Consider the following 22,323-nt stretch of genomic DNA (forward strand, 5'->3'; position numbering starts at 1 on the left):
CTAGGTCAGGCCGTAGCCGTTGTCGACCAGGGCGAAAAGGTCGTCGTCGGAGGCAGAATCGAGGCCGGCGCCGTCGGCGGTGACGGGCGCCGCCGATGCCGCGAGTTCGAGCAGGCGCTGATGTGCGCGATCGGAGCCGCCGGCTGCCAGCAGGTCGGCGATCCGGTCGAGGAGCCGGTCCAGTTCGGCGGTCGGTTCCGTCGCCGTCACGGCGGGCGAGTCCGGCACGGCTTCGGCGAGTTCGCCGAGGACGTGTTCGGCAAGGGCCTGCGGTGTCGAGTGGTCGAAGATCACTGTCGCCTTGAGCCGGATTCCGGTCGCTCCCGACAGCCTGTTGCGCAGTTCGACCGCGGTGAGCGAGTCGAAACCGAGGTCCTTGAACCCCTGGTTGGCGCCGATGTCGGTGGCGGCGCAACCGAGCACCGCGGCCGCGTGACCGGCCACCACAGTGCGGACCGCGCGCAACCGTTCCGATTCCGGCAGGCCGGCGATCCGGGTGGCGAGCTGGTCGTCCTGGTGGACGGTTGCCGCACCGATGACACGGCGCGACGTCGGGATTCGCCGAGCCGAGGTCCGCGCCGGTGCTTGTGCGCGAAGCTCGCGCAGCAAGGGGATCGGCTCGGCATCGACCGCGCTGAGCGCGTCCTGGTCGAGGTGCATCGGCAGGGTCACCGCGGTGAGCGAGCCGCGAGCCAGCTCGAACAGTGCCGCGCCGTCGTCGGCGGTGAGCGCGATGAGGCCACCGCGCCGGACCCGTGCCTCGTCCGCGGCGGACATGCCCTCGGTCATCCGGCCGCGCTGCTCCCACAGGCCCCACCCGAGCGATGTCGCGGGCAGTCCGGCCGCGCGACGCTGGTCGGCCAGCGCATCGAGGAAGGCGTTGGCCGCCGCGTAGTTGGCCTGTCCGGGCGTACCGAAAACCGCTGCCGCCGAGGAGAACAGAACGAACGAGCGCAGCGGGGCAACCGAGGTCAGTTCGTGCAGGTGCACGGCCGCGGTCACCTTGGGCTCGAACACGGTGCGTAGGCGGTCCGGATTCTGTCCGGTGATCAGCCCGTCGTCGAGGACGCCCGCCGCGTGCACGACGGCGGTGAGCGGATGTCGCGGGTCGATCGCCGCCAGTACGGTGGCGAGCTGGTCACGGTCGGCCGCATCGCAGGCCACCAGTTGGGCGTGCGCGCCCGCGGCGGCCAGGTCGGCGAGCAATTCCGCCGCACCAGGTGCGTCGATTCCGGTACGTGACAGGAGCAACAGCCGCTTGGCGCGCCCCGTGCGGGCCAGGTGTCTGGCGATGATTCCGCCGAGACTTCCGGTCGCACCGGTGATCAGGTGGGTGCCCTCGACATCCGGTGCGGGTTCGACCGTGAGCACCGCCTTGCCGACCACGGTTGCCGAGGACAGCGCGCGCAGTGCCGCGCGCGCGTCGCGAATATCCCACTCGCGCACCGGCATCGGCTCGATCAACCCATCGGCGCACAGGCGAGCGATTTCACCGAGCACGGTTGCGAGCCGGTCCTCCCCCGCCTCCATCACGTCGTAGGCCTGATACCGCACATCGGGGTGATCGGCGGCGACGCGCTCGGGATCGCGCTTGTCGGTCTTGCCCATCTCGAGGAAGACGCCGCCGCGCGGCAGCAATCGCAGTCCGGCGTCGACGAATTCACCGGCGAGGCAATCGAGCACGATGTCCATGCCCTGCCCGTCGGTGGCTGCCAGGAACTCGGCTTCGAAATCGAGGGTGCGTGAGTTCGCGAGGTGCTCGTGATCGAATCCGGCCGCCAGCAGTGCGGGCCACTTGGGTTGACTCGCGGTGCCGTACACCTCGAGGCCGCGCAGGCGGGCCAGCGCGGTGGCGGCGAAACCGACACCGCCCGCGGCCGCGTGCACGAGCACTCGCTGTCCCGGCCTGCTGTCGGCGAGGTCGACCAGACCGTAGTAGGCGGTCAGGTAGACGATCGGCACCGAGGCCGCCTGGGCGAAACTCCAACGGGGTGGCTTCTTGGCCAGCAGTCTGGCGTCGGCGATGGCGACCGGCCCGAAAGCGTCGTGGAAGATGCCCATCACTTCGTCGCCGGGCGCGAATCCGGTCACCCCGGCACCGACTTCGAGCACGATGCCCGCCGCTTCCCCACCGAGGCCGGTCAGGCCCGACACCATCTCCAACGCCACCACCGCGTCGCGGAAGTTGACGCCGGCCGCGCGGACCGCGACCCGAACCCGGCCGGGCCCCAGCGGTGTCTCGGGAGTCCCGTTGCGCACGCAGTGGATTCCGTCGAGCGAACCACCCGGCGACTTGCCGAGGTGCCACGACTCCTCCACTCCGGTGACCGGCGGCAGGAGCAGACCGTCGTCGGCGATCCGGGCGGCCCGGGGCGCGAGCCAGCGGTTGTCTCGACGCGCGAGTTGCGGTTCGCCGGTGCGGATCGCCGCGTCGAGCAATTCCGGGTCGGGCGGGGCGGCGGCGCTGCCGTCTGTCGGCGCCAGATCGACAAGCACGATGCGGTGCGGGTTCTCCGACTGAGCCGACCGTACCAATCCGGTGATGGCCGCGGCGATCGGATCGGCGGGCACGGTGACGCTCGCGGCGCCGGCGGTGAGCACGATGACCTGGCCTGCCACCTCGTCGGCCAGTTCGTCCTGGATCGCGCGCAGCGCCGATGACACTCCCGCGAGCACCTCCCCCGGTGCGGGCAATCCGATCGTCGGCGGGGTCCGCAGATCCACCGTGCGCGGCTGCGGACCGGATGGGCCCGTCGGTTCGGCGATCGGCATCCAACGCAGGTGGAACAGGGCTTTGTGAGCGAGCGAATCGGCGAGCCCGGTGGCCGACATCGGCCGCAGCACCAGCGAATCCACGTCGGCGACGAGTTCGCCGGAGGGATCTGTCAGCGTCAGCGACACTGTCTCCGGACCTGTCGCACGCAGGACGGCCCGCAATTCGGTCGCGCCCGCCGCGTACAGCCGAGCACCGGACCAGCTGAACGGCAGCCGCGCCGCGATGGCGGAATTGGACGCGTTGCCGCCGGTGCTGAACGCTGTGCTGAGGACGAGCGCGTGCAGTACCGCGTCGAGCAGTGCCGGGTGCAGGCCGAAGCCGCCGAGATCACCGGCGGCCTGTGGCAATCGCACTTCGGCGTAGACCGTGTCGCCGTCCAGCCAGACTCCGGTGAGGCCGCGAAACGCGTCACCATATGCCAGTCCGCCCTCCGCGAGCATGGTGTACGCACCGTCGATGACCCCGTCCATCGCAGTGTCCGCACCCGCCGGGACGGCAGTGCTCGGCAGCCAGTCCGTGGTGACGACATGGTGAGCCTGCTCGGCATCTTCGGTGAGAAACGCGGTCGCATGGAGCTCCCACGCGTTGTCCTCGCTCCGTGAGTACAGCGTCGCCGACCACCCGTCGACGGCGGGCTCGAGCTGTAGTTGGAGATCCCGGATCTCGTTGTCGCCCAGCAGCAGTGGCGCGGAGATGATCAGTTCGGTAACGGTCGGCGCCCCCACCTCGGTTCCGGCGGACCAGAACAGGTCGAGCAATGCGGCGCCGGGCACGACCACGCCACCGGCGACCACGTGATCACGCAGCCATGCTGCGCTCGCGGTCGACACTGTGCCGCTGATCAGCACCAGATCATCGGTCGCGGTGGTCTGGACCGCGCCGAGCAGCGGATGTTCGCTGACGCGGACGCCGAGTCCACTCGCGTCCCGGCCGGGCCCAGCGGGCTCGAGCCAGTATCGGGCGCGATCGAACGCGGAGGTGGGCAACGAGACCCGGCGTGCGGGTCCGGCGATCGCCGCGGCGTCGACGGACAGCCCCGCCACCCATGCGGCGCCCGCCGAACGCAGGAACCGGCGCAGCCCGCCATCGTCGCGACGCAGCGACCCGACCGCGCGCCCGATCGCCGGACCATCCTGGCCTGCCTGCGCGGCGACGGCGGCGATGGTGTCGTGCAGACCGACCGCGAGCACAGGATGCGCGCTGCACTCGACGAACACCGTGGTCCCCTGATCGAGGGCGACGGCGACCGCGTCGGCGAACCGCACGGTGCCGCGGAGATTGCGGAACCAGTACCCGGCGCCGAGTTCGGCGCCGTCGAGCACAGTTCCGGTGACGGTGGAGATCAGCGGGACCGTGCCCGTCACCGGTGCGACCGGTGCGAGCGCGACCTCGATATCGTCGCGAATGGCGGTGACAGCACTGGTGTGCGAGGCGTAGTCGACCGGTAGGACCTTGGTCTGCACACCATCCTCGGTGAGGCGGGCGGCCAAGCGCTCGACCGCGTCGGGAGGTCCGGCGACCACCGTCGAGGACGGCCCGTTGATGGAGGCGATCTCCAGGTCGGGATGGTCGATGAACAGCTCGAGCACCGCGTCCTCCGGCAGCGCGACCGACATCATCGCGCCGCCGCCGGACATGGCCGTGATCGCCTTCGCGCGCAAGGCGACCACGCGCGCGCCGTCGTCGAGGGTCAGCGCGCCCGCGATCACGGCGGCGGCGATCTCGCCCTGCGAATGCCCGATGACCGCCGCGGGTATCACCCCGACCGACTGCCACAGTCGCGCCAACGCGACCATCATCGTCCACAGTGCGGGCTGGACCACGTCGACGCGGCTCAGATCGGGTGCCGCCGGGTCGCCTCGCAGTACCGCTTCGATCGAGCAGTCCAGGTACGGGGCCAGGGCCGCGTCACATTCGGCGACGGCGGCAGCGAACACAGCCGACTCGGCGAGCAACCCCGCCGCCATGCCCTCCCATTGCGCCCCCTGGCCGGGAAAGACGAACACCGCGCGGGGCGAGGGATCGAGCGCATCGGCCACTTCTACGTCCGGGTGCGGCTCCGACGCGGCGACCGCCGCCAGCGCCGTGCCCAGCTCGTCGCCGTCGGCGGCGACCAGCGCCGCGCGATGCCCGCGGGGTGTGCGGGCCGCGGCGGCGGACGCGGCCAGGTCGGCCGGGCTGACCGACGGGTCGGTCGCGAGCAGTTCGGTCAGCCGGTTGGCGTTGGCGGCCAGCGCTTTCGGGGTTCGGCCGCTGACGCCGAGAATGACGGGCGTCGCTGCCTTCGCCGTCACATCCGCCGGCGCGGACTCACCGCGAAACTCCTCCAGCACAACGTGGGCGTTGGTGCCCGAAACGCCGAAGGCCGAGACCGCTGCGCGGCGCACGCGGCCGTTGCCGGGCCAGTCGCGGCCTTCCCGCAGCAACTCGACCGTTCCGGCTGACCAGTCGATGTGCGGGCTCGGTGCGTCCACGTGCAGCGTCGGCGCCAACGCGCCGCGGCGCAGCGACTCGACCATCTTGATGATGCCCCCGACGCCCGCCGCCGCCTGCGTGTGGCCGATGTTCGACTTGAGCGAGCCCAGCCACAGCGGCGCGTCGGCGCTGTGCCCGGCACCGTAGGTGGCCAGCAGCGCGTGCGCCTCGATGGGGTCCCCGAGCCGGGTGCCGGTGCCGTGGGCCTCGACCGCGTCGACGTCGGCGACTGTGAGCCCGGCATCGGCCAGCGCGGCGCGGATCACCCGTTCCTGGGCAGGGCCGTTGGGCGCGGTCAGGCCGTTCGACGCGCCGTCCTGGTTGACGGCGGCGCCGCGCAGTACCGCCAGCACCGGCGCGCCCTGTTCGATCGCATCGGACAGCCTTTGCAGCAGCAGCATTCCCGCGCCTTCGCCCCAGCCGGTGCCGTCGGCGGCGGCGGCGAAGGATTTGCAGCGGCCGTTGGGGGCGAGCCCGCGCTGGCGGGAGAACTCGATGAAAGTGTCGGGCGTCGACATCACCGTCACTCCGCCCGCCAGCGCCAGCGAGGTGCGGCCGGAGCGCAGCGCCTCCATGGCCAGGTGTACCGCGACCAGCGATGACGAGCATGCCGTGTCCAGCGACACCGACGGTCCGGTCAATCCGAGCGTGTAGGAGATGCGACCGGAGGCGACGCTGCCCGCGCTGCCGGCGCCGAGATAACCGTCGATGTCGGCGGGCACCTCCACCGCGCCCGAACGGTCGATGCGCGAGGCGTAGTCGCGATACATGATTCCGACGTACACCCCGGTCTGCGAACCGGCCAGCGCGCGCGGATCGCGGCCCGATCGCTCGATCGCCTCCCACGACACCTCGAGCAGCAGCCGCTGCTGCGGATCCATGGCCAGCGCCTCGCGCGGCGACAATCCGAAGAATCCAGGGTCGAAATCAGCGCAGTCGTAGAGGAATCCGCCGTGGCGGGTGTAGCTGGTACCGGGTCGGTCCGGATCGGGATGATGCAGTGCGGCCAGATTCCAGCCGCGGTCGACAGGGAATTCGTCAACGGCGTCGTGGCCGCCCGCGACGAGCCGCCACAGCGACCCCGGACTGTCGACTCCGCCGGGATAGCGGCACGCCGTGCCGACGATCGCGATCGGCTCGCCGGGACCGGTACCGCGCGCCGGGCCACGCGACAGCTCGCCACGCAACCGCTCGTTCTCCTTGAGGCTGGCCCGCAGCGCATCGACCAGTTGTGTGTCGGTGTCTTTCATGACAGTCCTTCCCCAGCGGAGCCCGTGGTGGGCCCGCCCAGCGCGAGCGCGATCAGGCCCGCGGTATCGAGTTCGTCCAGATCAGTGGCGAGTTCGGGTTCGTGCCGCACGGCATCCGGTGCCGGCTGCACCGCGGTGCCGGTTGTCGCGTCGACGAGTTCGGTGAGCAATTCGGCCAGCGTGCGTGGCGTGGGGTAGTCGAAGACTGCGGTGGCGGGCAGCCGCACGCCGACCAGCGCGCCGAGACGGTTGCGCAACTCGACCGCCATCAGCGAGTCGAAGCCGAACTCGGTGAACTGGCGATCGGGCGCGACTACCCGTGCGTGCGGCAGGGCGAGCACCGAGGCGACCTCGCCTCGCACCGCGTCGAGGAGCCGCTCGGTCCGCCGCGCCGGGGGCATGTCCGCCAGTGTGTCCAGCAGTGACGCGCTCTCGACCGGATCGGCGTCCGAGCTCGGTATGCCGATGAGTTCGCGCAGCTTCACCGGCACCGCGCGCCCGCGCCAACTGGTGGCATCGACCCAATTCGCAGCCACGACAACCGCCTCCCTGGTGCTCATCGCGGTATCGAGTGCGGCCAGCCCCTCGGCCACCGACAGCGGCCGCATCCCCGCGCCCGCCAGCCGCTTCAGATCCGCCGCCGACAACGCGCCCGCCATACCTCCCGCCCATGCGCCCCACGCGATGGATTGTGCGGGCAGGCCACGAGCCCGCCGCTTGGCCGCGAGGGCGTCCAGATAACTGTTCGCGGCGGCGTAGTTCGCCTGGCCGGGACCGCCGAGGACACCGGCGACAGAGGAGAACAAGACGAACACGGCGGGCGGCCGGTCGGCCGTCAACTCGTCGAGGTGGCGCGCCGAATCACTCTTGGCTGCCAGAACACGGTCGAACCGTTGCGGGGTCTGGTCGGCCAGCAGCGCGTCGTCGTGGACGCCGGCCGTGTGCACGATCGCGCCCAGCGGCCGGTCCCGTGGTAGGCGATCGAGCACCGCGAGGACGGCGGTCCGATCGGTGAGATCGGCGGCCACGACGTCGACTTCGGCTCCCGCCGCCTCGAGCCGCTCGACCAGTTCGTCGACGCCGTCGGCATCAGGGCCACGCCTACTGGTGAGCAGCAGCCTGCGCACACCGTGGCGCACGACGAGGTGGTTGGCGACGATCCCACCGAGTGTGCCGGTACCACCGGTGATCAACACCGTCGACTCGGGATCGAATTCTGTTGCTGTGCTGGCTGATTCGACTTCGATCAGGCGTGGCGCGCGCAGTTCGCCGTCGGTCACGGCGAGTTCGGGTTCACTGCCCTGCGCGGCGGTACCGGAAAACTCGGCAACCGCTGTTTCGGGGGCGGTCGCGGCCATGTCGAGTACGACGATCCGGTCAGGAAACTCGGTCTGTACCGACCGCAGCGCGCCGTAGCAGGCCGCGACGTCGGGATCGGCGGCCACGCCGGCCCGGTCGACTCCCGCTCGGCCGACCACGACCAGCCGCGCACCACCCGTCTCGACCCACTGCCGCAGGAAGGGCAGAAGCCACCGAACATTGTCCCGAACGGTGACATCCGGCATCAATTCGACAGCGTAGGAACGCTTTTCGTCGACAGACTCCGGAACTCTACGGTCACGCAGCAACACCGCGGCGTCCGCCGACGGTAGCTGAACGGGCCGCCAGTCCACCCGCACGATCCGCTGCTCGGCCGCCGTGAACTGCGCTGCCTCGACGGGTCGGGTACTCAGCCGCTCCACGATACCGACGGTGACACCGTCGGGACGCACGATCCGCACGCCCACCTCGGCGAAGTCTCCCTCACCCGCGAGGTCGCTGAGCACCACGACAACCTGGCTCCCGACGGTGCCCAACAGTCGGAACCCCTGCCAGGCGAAAGGAATACGCGCCGTATTCGACGTAGTGTCGGTCGTGGACAAGGCGTGCAGGCAGGCGTCCAGCAGCGCCGGGTGGATACCGTAGCCTCGGGCGTCCACGCCCTCGGGCAACCGCACCGCGGCGTACACCTCCCCGCCCCGGCGCTCGATCGCCCGCACTCCGGAAAACGATGGGCCGTAGAACAATCCGCGCTCGGCGAGCACTCGATACATGCGTGTCACGACGTCGTCCGCACTGGACTCCGATGCGGCTCTTCCGTTCGACCGCGCGCCCTCGGATCCTGGGTGGTGGTGGCCGGAATCCGACGTCACATCGTCGACGGCCCATACCTCGGCGAACAAGTCCGGCAGTACCGGCAGATCCGGTAGCGGTGTCCCTACTGTCAGCTCCGCGACGGCGTGCCTGGTCCACGCGGACGGATCCTCCGCCGTCGCCGAATAGAGAACGGCGGTGTAGTTTTCGGCGCTGTGCGCGCTCGGAGTGAGCTGGATCTGGACGTGGGTTTCGCCGTCCGCCGAGAGCACCAGGGGCATCTCGGACACGAGCTCGGCGACGGTGTCGTTGCCGACCGCGCTCGCGGCGTGCAGCACCGACTCGATCAGGGCCGCGCCCGGGACGACGATCGTCGCGCCGATCCGGTGATCGGTCAGCCATGGGTGCGTCCGCGTGGACAACGTACCGGTGAGCACAGTGGTATCGGCCCCGGCGACGCGCAGCACGGCGCCGAGGATCGGATGGTCGACAGCGACCAGGCCGACTCCACGCATATCGCGCGCTCCATCGTTCGCCGCCAGCCAGTAGCGCTCACCTTGGAACGCGTAGGTCGGCAGACCGAGCCGCGTGGGCGACGTCGCCGGGTCTCCAGCGAGTGCGGGCAGTCGCGCACCTCGAGCGAAGAGTGTCGCGGTCGCCGTCGCAAGGCTGGTCCGCTCGTCGAGCGGCGGGCGGAGCACCGGAGTGAAGACGGCGTCGATACCGTGCTCTTCCGCCGCGCCGGCTGCCAGTGCGCTGAGCACACCCGCCGGGCCGAGTTCGATGCCGGTCCGCACGCCCTGCTCGAACATGACCTCGGTCGCATCCGCGTAGCGCACAGTGGCGCGCACCTGCTCGACCCAGTAGCTCGGATCGGTCAGCACCCCGCCGCCGGCCAACGCCCCGGTCACGGTCGAGACGAACGGCACGACCGGTTCCCGCAATGTCACCCTCGCCACCACCGCGGCGAACGATGCCAGCATCGGTTCCATCGCAGGAGAGTGGAACCCGTGTGAAACCACCAACTCCTTGGCCCGAAACCCCGTGTCCGACAGCGCCGCAGCGACCCGCTCGATCGCAGTTTCCGGACCCGAGATCACGCACGCGCGGATTCCGTTCACGGCTGCCAGCGACACCTCGTCGGTGAGCGCGGGCCGCACGTCGTCCTCGGTCGCGGTAATCGCGTACATCGTTCCCGGAGCGCACAGTTCGGCCATCAGCGCACCGCGCGCGACCACCAGCGCGGCCGCGTCCGAAAGCGTGAGCACCCCGGCGGCGTAGGCCGCCGCGAACTCACCGACCGAGTGGCCACAGACCAGATCGGCGGTGTACCCGAGGCCGACGAGATAGTCGAACAGCGCCACTTCCAGGGTGAACAGCGCTGGTTGCGCGAACTCGGTACGCGCGAGTTCCCTCCCGGTTTCTCCGGTGTCGCCGGTCGGCCACATCGCCTCGCGCACCGACCATGTCGTGTGCTCGTCGACAGCGGCCGCCACCCGGTCGAAGCAGGCGGCGAACTCCGGTTCGGCCGAATACAATACGCGGCCCATACCGACCCGCTGGCTCCCCTGACCGCTGAAGACGAACGCCACCCGGCCGAGTTCGGCCATCGTCCCGGTGAGCGCGGTCGGCGAGCCCGCGGCGATCGCGGCGAGACCATCGCCTAAGACGGCAGTATCGGAGGCAACCACGGCGGCCCGCACCGCGAACACCGGCCGTGCCCGCAACGAGGCGGCAAGGTCGGCGGGATCGGTGTCGCCTCGGTGCTCCAGCCATTCGCCGAGCACCCTGGCTTGGGCGGCCAGTGCCGGCGTCGTACGGGCGCTGAGCGGGAAGACTCGGGATCTCGGGTCTTCGCCGGTGTTGTCGCGGCGTACCTCGGCGGGCGCCTGTTCCAGCACGACGTGCGCGTTGGTGCCGCTGATGCCGAACGCCGATACCGCGGCGCGACGGGGACGACCACCGGTATCGGGCCACGTCCGCGCGTGATCGAGCAGCCGCACCCCACCCGCGGTCCAGTCCACCTGGTCGGTCGGCCCCGACGCGTCCACATGCAAGGTTTTCGGCAACACACCGTGCCGGATCGCCTGGACTGCCTTGATGATTCCCGCGACACCGGCCGCGGCCTGCGTGTGGCCGATATTGGATTTCAGCGACCCGAGCCACAGCGGATCGGTCTCGGCACGGTCGGCGCCATAGGTCGCGAGCAACGCGCCCGCTTCGATGGGATCGCCGAGAGTCGTTCCGGTACCGTGCGCTTCGAGCAGGTCGACGTCGGTCGGCGCGATATCGGCCGCGGCGAGCGCCGCCCGGATCACGCGCTGCTGCGCGGGACCGTTGGGCGCGGTGAGCCCATTGGACGCACCGTCGGAATTCACCGCGGAACCGGCGAGCACGGCCAGCACCTGGTGACCATTGGCCTCGGCGTCGGCGAGTCGTTCCAAGACCAGCACCGCGACGCCCTCGCCCCAGCCGGTGCCATCGGCGGCGGCGGCGAACGATTTGCAGCGGCCATCACTCGCGAGCCCACGTTGACGGCTGAACTCGACGAAGGTCTGCGGTGTCGACATCACCGTCACCCCGCCCGCCAGCGCCAAGTCGCACTCCCCCGAACGCAGCGAGGCCGCGGCCAGGTGGGTTGTCACCAGTGACGACGAGCAGGCGGTGTCCACCGTCAGGCTCGGCCCCTCCAACCCGAGCACGTAGGACACGCGGCCGGACGCGACGCTGCCCGCGCTGCCGTTGGCGAGATAGCCCTCCAACTCGGCCGAGGGCTGCCGAACTCTGGAGCCGTAGTCGTGGTACATCATTCCGACGAAGACACCGGTGCTGCTTCCGCGCAGACCGTTGGGGTCGAGGCCGGCGTCTTCTATCGCCGCCCACGATGATTCGAGCAGCAGCCGTTGCTGGGGGTCCATGGTGAGTGCCTCGCGCGGGCTGATGCCGAAGAACTCCGCGTCGAACAGCTCGGCGCCGGGCAGGAATCCGCCCTCCACGCAGTAGGTCTTGCCGGTAGCCGCCGGGTCGGGGTCGTACAGCTGCGCCGCGTCCCATCCCCGTTCGGCGGGAAAGCTGGTGATACCTTCACGTCCCTGCGCGACCAACTGCCACAATCCGTCCGGATCATCGACTCCGCCGGGGAATCGGCAGCTCATGCCGACGATCGCCACCCGGTCCTCAGCGGCCGCCCGGCGCGCTACCTTCGCCGGCGCCACGGCGTGAGCCGGCGCGGCCTGCTCATCGAGGTGCTCGGCGAGAGCGATCACGTTCGGGTAGTCGAACACCAGGGTGGGCGGCAGTGGCCTGTCGAGCTTGGTGGCGAGCCGATTGCGCAGTTCGAGGCTGAGCAGCGAATCGAAGCCGAGATCGCGGAAGGCGACGTCGGTGGGCGCATCGGCGGGCAGCGCCAGCACGGCGCCGACCTCCGCTCGCACCAGCGCGACCAGCTGCTCCCCGGTGAGCATCGCCGTCGGCAGGACGCCGGCCGTCGAAACGGTCTCTGCCACAGCTGTTCTTCTGACCGTGACCACGTCACGCAGGATCGGCGGTGTCGCTGATGCGTCAGCGCCGCGTTCGAAAACCGCTGCGACCACGGCGGGTTCGGCGGCGGCCAGCGCGGCGTCGAAGAGCGCCAGGCCCGCCGCGTCGGTGAGCGGGACCAGACCTGTCCTGCGCATCCGCCGCTTGTCGGCGTCACCGAGCGCGTCGGTCATCCCGCCGCCGCGCTCCCACACGCCCCAGGCCAGCGACAACGCGGGCAGCCCGGCCGCGACGCGGCGGCGGGCGAGTTCGTCGAGGGCGGCATTGGCCGCGGCGTAGTTGGCCTGGCCGGCGGCACCGACGGTGCCCGCGATCGACGAGAACAGGACGAACGCGGCCAGCGACCGATCGGCGGTCAGCTCGTGTAGATGCAGCGCCGCCACGATCTTCGGCCCGAAGACCGCGTCGACCCGCTCCGGTGTCATGGCAGCGACCACGCCGTCTTCGGTCCGCCCGGCCAGGTGCACGACCGCGCTCAGATCCGCGATGCTGTCCAGTAGCGCGGCTACCTCGGCACGGTCGCCCACATCGCAGGCGGCGATCCGGACTCGCGCCCCCGCCTGCTCCAGCTCCGCCGCCAGCGCCACCGTCGCCGCGGATCCACGCCCGGCACGGCTCACCAGCGCGAGGGACATGACACCGTGTTCGCGAACCAGATGTCGTGCGAACAGCCCGGCCAACGCGCCGCTGGCGCCAGTGACCAGCACGGTTCCCGACCCGAATGCGAGATCTGGAGCAGGGGAACCATCCGGCGTGGCAACCGGCAGGCGTCGCACCCGCGGAATTTGCAGCTTCCCTGCGCGCCAACGTAGTTGGTGGTGTCCGGCCGCGATCGCGGCATGCACGGCCGTCCAGGTCGGCTCGAAATCATCGGTATCGAGCAGGACGAAGCGACCGGGGTTCTCGGTGATCGCCGAGGCAATCAGGCCCCACACCGCCGCGCCCGCCACAGTATCCGCGTCAGCGGTGACGACCAGAGTCGTCTCGGGCAGGCTCAGCGTTCGCTGGACCGCCGCGAGGGCCGTGTGCGTGGCGATGCCCGGGTCGTCGTGATCAATGGCGAGAATCTCGGCGGGAACCCGCGAGTCGACGGAATCATCAGGCGTGGAGTGGATTTCGATCCACTCACGCCGGTACAGCGAGATCGGCCGCCGGACCTGTTCGGCCGCGAGCAGCGTGACCGCATCGATCTCGGCGAGCAGGTTACCCGCCCCGTCGCTCACGGCCAGCGCCACGGCGCCCGGCCCGGTCGGCGTCAGGATGACCCGCCAGGGGCCGACGATGCCGGCGGTGTGGAGCCGGACACCGCTGAACATGAACGGGATTCGACCGAGTTCCCCGTCGGGCAGCGCGCTCGAGAAACCGACCGCGTGCAGCGCGGCATCGAGCAGGGCTGGGTTCAGGCTGGTGCCGTCGAACGCGGACCCGCTGCCATCGACCAGGACCGCCACCACGCCGTCGCGGGTCCACGCGGCACGCAGCGCCCGGAACGCGGGGCCGTAATGCAGGCCGGCGTCGCCGAGGTCTTCGTAGTGGCCCGCGAGGTCGACGGACTCGAATCCTGGTGGCGGAAACGGCGCACCGGTGGCGTCGGGCTCAGGGACCGGTACTGTCCGATGGCGGACCGTACCGGTCGCGTGCGTATCCCAGTCGGCGCCTTCGGTGTCGGCTCGCGTCGCCACGAGTACCGGTCGACCGCCGCGCTCGTCGGGCGCGCCGATCACCACCTGGATTTCGCGCGGCTCGTCCGGCAAGACCGCGACCGGGCTGCGCAGGGTGAGCTCGGTGAGTTCGTCGCAGCCCGCGTACCGCGCGCTGGTCAGGACCGCGTCGAGCAGGGCGGTGCCGGGGACGATGGGCACCGTGCCCACCACATGGTCGGCGAGCCACGGCTGCGCGAGTACGGCGCAACGACCGGTGGTCAGGATCAGCTCAGGGTCGGCGACGGTCACCGCGGCGCTGAGCAGTGGATGCCGCAGTGGCGCCTGGCCCGCATCACGCAGCGCAGTGTCACGGTCGGTGGTGGTCCGTGCGCCCGTGTCGAGCCAGTGTCGCTGACGGTCGAATGGGTAGGTCGGAAGGTCGATCGGTGCGGCCGGGCCGGTCGACTCGGCGAAGTCGAACGTGCCGCCCCGCGCCCAACTCGCGGTCAGCGCCGCGATCACCGTCGAGACTTCGGCCCGGTCCTTGCGCAGGGCGGGCACCGCGAGCGCGGCGTCGGGACGGTCGGCGAGCGTCTGGGTGGCGAGCGCGGTCAGTACCCCGCCGGGGCCCAATTCGAGCAATGTCGCGGCGCCGTTTTCGGTGACAGCGGTCAGGACGGCATCCGAGAACCGGACCGTCGCACCGACTTGCCGCACCCAGTACTCCGGGTCGGAGAGGGTATCGGGAGCGACCACCGCGCCGGTCACTGTGGAGATGACGGGCACTGTCGCGGGCCGCGCGGTGAGCGCGGCCGCGACCGCGCGCAGCTCGTCGAGGATCGGATTCATCAGCGGTGAATGGAACGCATGCGACACGCGCAGCGCGGTGACAGTGCGCCCCTCGGCCCGCCAGCGTTCCACTACCGGTTCTGCCGCCGCGATCGACCCCGAGATCACCACACTGTCAGGGGTATTCACGGCAGCAACCGTCAGTTCAGGCGGAAGTTGCGGGGCAACAACGGATTCGGTAGCGCGCACCGACCACATTCCGCCACCGGCGGGTAGCGCCTGCATGAGTTTTCCACGCGCTACGACCAGCGCGGCGGCGTCGGCGAGCGAGAAGATCCCGGCCACGTGGGCCACCGCGATCTCGCCCACCGAGTGGCCGAGCAGCGCGTCAGGCCGGACTCCGAACGATTCGGCGAGCCGGTACAGCGCGACGTGCATCGCGAACAGGGCGGGCTGGGTCCACGCGGTCTGGTCGAGGCGCTGCTCGTTCTCCGCGCCGGGCTCCGCCCACATCACCTCACGCAGTGGCCGTTGCAGCAGCGGGTCGAGCACAGCGAATGCCTCGTCGAGCGCTGCCGCGAACACCGCGAAGGCGTCGTACAGTTCGCGGCCCATGCCGAGCCGCGCGGCCCCCTGACCGGTGAACATCATGGTCACCGCGCCGCTACCGGCGGCGCCGGCCACGACGAACGGATCAGCGACCGACTCCGCCACCGCGCGCAGCCCGGTGCGCACCGACGCCCCGCCGTCATCGGTGCGGGCAGTGACCACCGCTCGGTGGTCGAATACCGCCCGATTGCTCGCCAAAGCCTGTGCGACAGACTCGATCTCGCGCGGGGTCGGTGTCGCGCTCAGCATCGAGAGCAGCGCGGCGGCCCCCGCTCGCAGCGACCGATCGTTCTTCGCCGACAGTGGCAGCGCCACCACTGGGCTCGCCGCGGCGCCATCGGACTCGGCCGCGATATCGACGACCTCGTGTTCGAGGACGACGTGCGCGTTGGTGCCGCTGAATCCGAACGACGACACCGCCGCCCGCCGCACCGAACCGGCGGGCCACGACGTGGTCGCGGTGTTCACCCGCAGCGCGCCGGTGGACCAGTCCACCATCGACGTCGGCTCGTCGCAGTGCAGGCTCGCCGGCACCAGGCCCCGTTTCATGGCGACCACGAGCTTCACCACGCCCGCCAGCCCCGCGGCCGCCTGGGTGTGGCCGATATTCGACTTCACCGAGCCGAGCAGCACAGGCCGGTCCGTGGGCCGGTCGACACCGTAGGTGGCCAGCAGCGCACCCGCTTCCACCGGATCGCCGAGCGCGGTACCGGTGCCGTGTGCCTCGATCACGTCGACCTGGTCGGGGCGCAGACCCGCGTCCGCCAGCGCGGCCCGGATCACCCGCTGCTGTGAGCTACCACTGGGCGCGGTCAGCCCGGAGCTGGTGCCGTCGGAGTTGACCGCGCTACCGCGCACCACCGCCCGTACCCGACCCGCGGCGACGTCGGGCACCCGTTGCAGCACAACGGTGGCGATGCCTTCGCCCCACGCGGTGCCGTCCGCGTCCGCCGCGAACGGTTTACAGCGCCCGTCGGGAGCCAGCCCGCGCTGGGCCGAGAAGTCGATGAACGCGCGCGGTGTCGTCATCACGGTCACACCGGCGACCACCGCCAAGTCGCAGTCACCCGCCGCCAGCGCGGTCCTGGCCTGGTCGAGCGCGACGAGCGAGGCCGAACAGGCGGTGTCGACGGTGACCACCGGCCCGATGAATCCGAAGCAATAGGCGATTCTGCCGGAGAGCACACTCGCGGCACTGCCCGTGCCGACGTAGCCGCTGGACTCCGCGGGCGCGGCGGTCAGCACATCGAGGTAGTCCTGCCCGTTGGTGCCGACGTAGACCCCGACCCGCTTGCCGCGCAGGGTCGTCGGGTCGACACCCGCCGATTCCAGTGCTTCCCAGGTCGATTCGAGTAGCAGTCGCTGCTGCGGGTCCATCGCCGCCGCTTCACGCGGGCTGATCCCGAAGAACGCCGCGTCGAAACCGCTCGCGTCCGACAGGAATCCGCCGCTGTCCACGTAGGAATGCGGTCCATCGCGTCCCTCGGGCGCGATGATGGAGTCCAGGTCCCAGCCTCGGTCGGTGGGGAATCCTCCGATGGCGTCGACGCCGTCGAGCAGGAGCTGGAAGAACTCGTCCGGTGAGTCGGCACCGCCGGGAAAGCGGCAGGCCAGCCCCGTGATGGCGATCGGCACGCGGTGGGCAGCGGCCGCCAGTTCGGTGTTGTCGGCGCGCAGGCGCTTCACCTCTTTGAGTGCGTCGCGCAGTGCGGTGACGACAGCCTGCGACTTGTCGGCGTCGTTCGGTGTGGCACTGTGTTCGGTCACCGGTGCTCCTCCTGTGGTTCGGGTGTGGCCGCCGCGGTCTCGCCCGCGAGGGCGAGCAGCGCGTCGAGGTCGAGCGCGTCGATGTCCTCGTCGATCGGGTCGCCCCTCGACACCCGCACCGGCTCCGGTGAGTACGCCGCCACCGTCTCGGGTTCGAGCGCGCCGCGTAGGTAGGCGGCCAGATCGACCGGGGTCGGATGGTCGAACAGCAACGTCGGTGGCGGGGTCACACCGAAGGCGGACGCGATGCGATTACGCAGTTCCACCACCAGCAACGAGTCGAAGCCCTGCTCGAGGAATCCACTGTGCGGATCCAGCTTCCTGTCGCGGTCGTAGCCGAGGACCACCGCCGCGAGTTCGTAGACCGATGCCAAGAGCACCGTGTCGCGCGCGGTCGGCTCGGCGGCCAGGAATCGCGACAGCTCGGCGGGTACCAGAGGTTCGGCTGCGGCAGTGTCGGATTCGCGCCTCACCAGGGGCGCGAGGAACGCCGCGGCGCGTCCGGTCTCGCCCACGAACACGTTCCAATCGGTATCGGAGACCGCGACAACAGCGTCATCCACCACGGACAGCACGGTGTCGAGCGCGGTCAAGGCTCGTTCGGGGCTCAGTTCGCCGATACCGCCGGCATGCCGCCGTCCAGCCGCGGCCATGCCATCGCCCGCCCACGGGCCCCACGCGAGGCTGGTCGCGGGCAACCCGTCGGCGCGCCGCTGCACAGCGAGTGCGTCGAGGTAGCTGTTGGCGGCGGCGTAACTACCCTGCCCCGCGTTGCCGAGGAAACCCGCCATCGACGAGAACAGCACGAACGCATCCAGACGACGAGTCCTGGTGGCGGAATGGAGATTTCGTGCGCCGATCACCTTCGGTGCGAGCACTGTCGCCAGTGTGTCGGCGGTGATGTCGGCGACCACACCGTCGGCCAGCACCCCCGCCGCGTGGATGACGGTCAGTAGATCCGGATACCGATCGAGCAGATCGGTGACCGCCAGTGGATCGGTGATGTCGCAGGCAAGGGCCACCACGTCGGCGCCCACGTCGGTGGGCAGCGTTGGGTGTGTGCCACCCGTCCGGCTGACCAGCAGGATCCGCTGTGCGCCACGCTCGGCCAGCCAGGGTGCGAGCCGCGCCGCCAGCGCACCGGAGCCACCGGTGATCAGGGCAGTGCCGCCGGTCCGCCACGGCGCACCGGCACGGCGGGACGGACGCGCGGCCAGACGCGCCCACAGCCCCGTCGGCCGTACCGCGAACTCGCTGCCCGTGCGCTCGCCCAACGCTGTCGTCAGCACCCGTGCGCCGGCGGCGTCGAGCCCGGCACCGATATCGATCAGTCCACCCCATGATTCGGGATGCTCGAGCGCGACAACCCTGCCGAATCCCCACGCCTGCGCGTGGCCCGGCCTGGCCGCCCGCTCGGTCGGCGCGACCGCGACGGCCTCGCGGGTCACCACCCACAGCGCTGCGGGTCCTGATCCGATCCGTGCCCCGACGAGTTGGCGCAGCCACTCGGCTCCGTCCTCCCGCCCGGCGGGCACGACGGCAATCCACCGCGCATCCCCAGCGGCCAGGGTTGCCTCATCGACCCGATGGGTCACGGCACCTGCTGCCTTCAGCGTGTCCGCCACCAGTGCGGCGTCCGGGTCACCCGGTTCGGCGATGATCGCCCAGTCACCGTGCGGCACCCGCTGTTCGAGCATCCGCGGTGCCCAGTTCTCGACCACCAGGTCAGCGAAGTCCACCTGGTCAGCGGCACCGGTCAGCGGCGGATCGGTCAGCCAGTACCTGCTGCGCTGGAAACGATAGGTCGGCAGGTCGACCAGCGCGGTGCGCGCGAGCAGCGCCGACCACTCGACAGCGCGACCGTCGGTGAACAACGCCCCGGCAGCGGACAGCAACGAGGCGACTTCGTCATCGCCCTCGGCCGTCGCGACAGCGACTACCGACGTGTCCGGGTGGCAGGCGCCGACCAGCGGAGTCAAGGCCGCGGCGGGCCCCACTTCGAGAAAAGTGCGCACCCCGTCAGCGGCGAGGGCGGCGATGGTCTCCTCGAAGCGGACTGTCGCGCCCACGTGATCTACCCAGTAGTCCGGGCTGGCGATCCGGTCGTCGGCCCGCCCGCCCGCCACCGCCGACACCATCGGCACAGTCGGCGGCAGATACTCGAGTTCCGCAGTGACCGAGGCGAATTCGGTGAGCATGGGGTCCATGAGCGGCGAGTGGAAGGCGTGCGAGACCATCAGCCGTTTGCGGCGCAGCCCCGGCGACAGCGCCGCGAGTTCGTCCACGACTTCCGCGACCGCGCTCGCGACACCCGAGAGCACCACCGCCGCAGGCCCGTTGACCGCGGCGATGCTCACCTCGTCGGCGCGCGCCAGTACCAACGGCGCGACCTCGGCTTCGCTCGCAGCCACCGCGATCATCGTCCCGCCCGGCGGCAGCGCGCCCATGAGCGCCCCACGGGCGCACACCAATCGGGTCGCGTCGGCGAGGGAGAAGACCCCGGCCACATGGGCGGCGGCGATTTCCCCGATGGAGTGCCCGGCGACCACGTCCGGGCGCAGGCCGGCCGATTCGAGCAGCCGGAACATCGCCACCTCGTAGGCGAAGACGGCGGGTTGGGTGAACTCGGTGCGGTTGAGCAGGTCACCCGCCGTCCACATGACGTCGGCGAGCGGGCGGGGCAGGTGGCGGTCGGCCTCGGCGCACACCGCGGCGATGGCATCGGCGAACACCGGGAACCGATGGGCCAGTGCCTGACCCATTCCGAGCCGCTGCGAGCCCTGACCGGTGAACAAGAAGGCCACCGACCCGGTGCGCGCTGTCCCGGTGCGAAGACCTGACGCCTGCGCGCCGATCGCCAACGCCGACAGCGCCGCCACGGCGTCCTCGGTGTCGTCCGCCACGATCACCGCACGGTCGCGCAGATCGGCCCGCGTCGCGGCGAGGCTGTGCGCCGTCGCCGCGAGTGACGGAGCCGCGGGCCCGGACAGCAATTCGCTCAGCGCCGACGCCGATGCCGACAATGCCGCGCGACCGTTGGCCGAGACCGTGAGCGCGACCGGACCCGGTACCGGCGGCAGTGGCGTGACGGGTGCAGTGGCGGGAGCTTGCTCGAGGACGAGGTGTGCGTTGGTGCCGCTGATGCCGAACGAGGACACGCCGACCCGGCGCGGACCGTCTGTCGCAGGCCAGGCGGCCTGCTCGGTCGCCACGCGTACCGAACCCGACGCCCACTCCACATGCCCGCTCGGTGCGCCGACGTGCAGCGACTTGGGCACAACGCCGTGCGCGAGCGCGGTGACCGCCTTGATCACGCCGGCGACGCCGGCGGCACCCTGTGTATGACCGATATTCGATTTCACCGAGCCGAGCAGCAGCGCCTCGCCGACGCGATCACGCCCGTAGGTCGCGAGCAGCGCCTGGGCTTCGATGGGATCACCCAGCGCGGTACCGGTGCCGTGCGCCTCGACCACCTGTACGCCGTCGGGGCCGATGTCGGCGTTGGCGAGCGCCTGCCGGATAACACGTTGCTGCGCTGGACCATTCGGTGCGGTGAGGCCGTTGGAGGCGCCGTCGGAGTTGACCGCGCTGCCGCGCAGCAGCGCCAACACGGGATGCCCGGCACGGCGCGCATCGGACAGCCGTTCCAGGACCACGACGCCGACCCCTTCGGCCCACGCCGTGCCGTCCGCGTCGTCCGCGAAAGCGCGGCACCGCCCTGACGGGGACAGTCCACGCTGCCGGGAGAATTCGATGAAGTTGCGCGGCCCCGACATCACCGTCACGCCGCCGGCCAGTGCGAGATCGCATTCGCCACCACGCAGCGCGGCGGCGGCCAAGTGCATGGTGATCAGCGACGACGAGCACGCCGTGTCGATCGACATGGCGGGTCCTTCGAGCCCGAGCGCGTAGGCGACCCGACCTGATGCCACGCTGCCCGCGGTACCGGTCAGCAGGTGGCCCTGTACGCCGGCCGGACCCGGTGCGCCCGCCCTGATCCCGGCCGCGTAGTCGTGGTTGATCACGCCGGTGTACACGCCGGTGGAGCTTCCGCGCAGAGATCGCGGGTCGATCCGCGCCCGCTCGACCGCTTCCCACGAGGTCTCGAGCAGCAAGCGCTGCTGCGGATCGATGGTCGCCGCCTCACGCGGGCCGATGCCGAAGAACTCGGCATCGAAATGCCCCGCGTCGTAGAGGAATCCGCCTTCGCGCACGTAGCTCGTACCTTCGACGGCGGGATCCGGATCGTAGAGCGCGGCCAGGTCCCAACCCCGGTCGCCGGGCATCGGACCGATGAGATCCGCGCCATCGAGCAACGCCTCCCACAGCTGCTCCGGCGCGGTGATGCCCCCTGGCAGACGACACGCCATCGCGACGATCGCGATCGGATCATCGCCGCGCGAACTCTCTTGGCGCGCCACCTCCGGCGTCTGGGCCACCGGCGTATGACCGAGTTCGGTCAGCACCAGCCCGGCCACCGCCTCGGGCGTCGGGTAGTCGAACACCAGGGACGACGGCAACCGCACCCCGGTCGCGGCCACCAGGCGGTTGCGCAGTTCGACAGCGGTGAGCGAGTCGATACCCAGTTCCTTGAAGGGGGTACCGGCGGGGGTCTGTTCGCCCGTGAACCCGAGTACAGCCGCCGTGTGCTCGACGATCAACCGGCGCACCGAGCTCTCCCGCCCCGGCCCGCGCAGATCGACAGCGGTGCCCGCTCGATCGGCCGTCGAACGCGCGATCCGGTGCACGGGACGCACCAGCGCGCGCAGCACCTCGGGCACGCGGTCCGCATCGGCCAGTTCCGCGAGATCGAGATCGGCTGCCACCAGCGCACCGCCATGATCGATCGCGTTGTCCAGCAACGCCATCCCGTCCTCGACCGACAGTGCGCGCATGCCGTCGCGGGAGTTGCGCCGAAGGTCGGCGGCGTTCAAGCCGGTGTTCATGCCGTTCGCCGTCCCCCACAAACCCCAGGCGATGGCGGTCATCGGGATGCCCTGTCCGCGCGCCCGCTGCGCATAGGCGTCCAGGTAGGCGTTGGCCGCCGCGTAGTTGGCCTGCCCCGGATTTCCGAAAGTGCCTGCGGCCGAGGAGAACACCGCGAAGTAGTCCAGGTCGATTCCACGCAGCGCGGTAGTGAGCGCCTCGACTGCATCGGTCTTCGGCCGAAGCACCCGATCGAGTCGGTCCGCGTCGAGGGCGGTGATGACGCCGTCGTCGAGCACACCCGCGGTGTGGACGACTCCGGTGATCGGATGCGCCGGGTCCATCGCCGCGATCAATGCGGCCACCGCGGCCGGATCGCTCACGTCGCAGGCGGCGACATCGACTGTCGCGCCCG

Annotated in this window: 3 protein-coding genes (1 of these 3 only partly in view); all 3 read right to left on the reverse strand. The window is 70.7% G+C overall.

Features of this window, described 5'->3' with window-relative positions; all coding sequences use genetic code 11:
* Tightly spaced (each overlapping or abutting the next), the 3 genes in view from ACFWFP_RS12875 to ACFWFP_RS12885 form a layout consistent with a single transcriptional unit that may run on beyond the window.
* Complete coding sequence (locus ACFWFP_RS12875; protein WP_379294913.1) at positions 1-6,501, reverse strand: SDR family NAD(P)-dependent oxidoreductase; 6,501 nt, start codon at positions 6,499-6,501, stop codon at positions 1-3.
* Complete coding sequence (locus tag ACFWFP_RS12880) at positions 6,498-16,982, reverse strand: SDR family NAD(P)-dependent oxidoreductase (RefSeq protein ID WP_379294914.1); 10,485 nt, start codon at positions 16,980-16,982, stop codon at positions 6,498-6,500. Before ACFWFP_RS12880 ends, ACFWFP_RS12875 begins: the two co-directional genes overlap by 4 nt.
* Positions 16,979-22,323: the 3' portion of an SDR family NAD(P)-dependent oxidoreductase gene (locus ACFWFP_RS12885; RefSeq protein ID WP_379294915.1), read on the reverse strand. Its footprint extends 6,994 nt past the window's final position; only the last 5,345 of its 12,339 coding nucleotides appear in the window; its start codon lies beyond the right edge, outside the window — the gene reads right to left on this strand; its stop codon occupies positions 16,979-16,981. Before ACFWFP_RS12885 ends, ACFWFP_RS12880 begins: the two co-directional genes overlap by 4 nt.

The sequence above is a fragment of the Nocardia sp. NPDC060249 genome, from assembly GCF_042728755.1.
GTDB lineage: Bacteria > Actinomycetota > Actinomycetes > Mycobacteriales > Mycobacteriaceae > Nocardia.

What these genes read in the sequence shown, in the direction of transcription:
- ACFWFP_RS12875 (WP_379294913.1), bottom strand. Translation starts at nt 6,501, where the DNA reads ATGAAAGACACCGACACACAACTGGTCGATGCGCTGCGGGCCAGCCTC.